2 protein-coding genes are annotated in these 1,294 nt (G+C 37.4%); both read left to right on the forward strand.

Annotated features, from left to right (window positions below):
• Positions 1–113: 113 nt before the first annotated feature.
• Positions 114–875, forward strand: a complete 762-nt coding sequence (locus tag U9P79_00265) for a class I SAM-dependent methyltransferase (protein ID MEA2103067.1) — start codon at positions 114–116, stop codon at positions 873–875.
• Positions 876–1,058: 183 nt separating this feature from the next.
• Positions 1,059–1,294, forward strand: a 236-nt coding sequence (locus U9P79_00270; GenBank protein MEA2103068.1) for a methyltransferase domain-containing protein, incomplete at its 3' end; no start/stop codon positions are given.

Consider the following 1,294-nt stretch of genomic DNA (forward strand, 5'->3'; position numbering starts at 1 on the left):
GGTATGTACGAAGTAAGTTTCGGATATCCTGTCGATCTGTATGGATATGCGGCGCTGATGCCGGATATGATGAAGTTGTACGAAAGAGCGAGCCAAGATAAGGAGAAATCAATATGAAACAATGGTATGAATCCTTATTTGAGAACTATGGTGAAAAGTATGACACTGAAAACTTTACACAGGGCACAATTGGCGAGTGTGATTTCATTGAAAAAGAAATTAATTTTAATAAGTCACAAAAAATAATTGATATCGGATGTGGTACCGGTAGGCATTCGATTGAATTAGCAAAAAGGGGTTACAAGGTTACAGGAATTGATTTTTCAGAATCACAACTGGCGCGAGCAAAAGAAAAAGCAAAAGCGCAAAACCTGATAACTGATTTTCAGAAACATGATGCAAGGAAATTGACTTTTAAGAATGAATACGATTTAGCAATAATGCTCTGCGAAGGAGCGTTTCCATTAATGGAAACAGATGAAATGAATTATGAAATCCTCCGAAATGCAACCAATTCTTTAAAGGCTGCCGGCAAGCTGATTTTTACAACACTTAATGGATTATTTCCGTTGTTTCATTCAGTTGAGGAATTTTGTGCATCAACAACAGAAGGGGGAGATGCAACCTATAGTAAGAATACTTTTGATTTAATGACTTTTCGAGATTTCAATATTACAACAGTAGAAGATGATTTTGGAAATAAGAAAGAATTGGAATGTAATGAAAGATATTATGTGCCTTCTGAAATTACGTGGTTATTAAAATCACTCGAATTTAAAAAGATTGATATTTATGGAGCAAAACTCGGAGCCTTTTCAAGAAATGATAAACTTACAACGGAAGATTTTGAGATGCTGGTCATTGCTGAAAAGTAATGGCTCACTCCATCGCACAACAGCGTGTATACGCTCCTCTCCCGTTGGTCGCTCCGGGCTTCGCCACATTTTCACCTGCGCTACGCTTCCGGTGAAAACATCGTATACACCCGAAACGCTATCAGACCATGTTTGGCAGAAAGAATTTTTAAATAACATATAATTAATAACAAGGAGTTAAATATGATGGTTGATAAAAACAAACGCGTATGCCCTGTTGAAATAGCCGATGGACTCGATAATAGGGTTAGAAGATTATTGCAGAATCCACAAAGAATATTAGGGAATTATGTAAAAGAGGGGATGACAGCTTTGGATTTAGGTTGTGGTCCGGGATTTTTCTCAGTTGAAATGGCTAAAATGGTTGGGGAATCCGGTATGGTTATTGCTGTAGACTTACAGGAGGGGATGCTTCAAAA

It is taken from the genome of Candidatus Cloacimonadota bacterium, assembly GCA_034661015.1.
In the GTDB taxonomy this organism is placed as follows: domain Bacteria; phylum Cloacimonadota; class Cloacimonadia; order JGIOTU-2; family JGIOTU-2; genus JAYEKN01.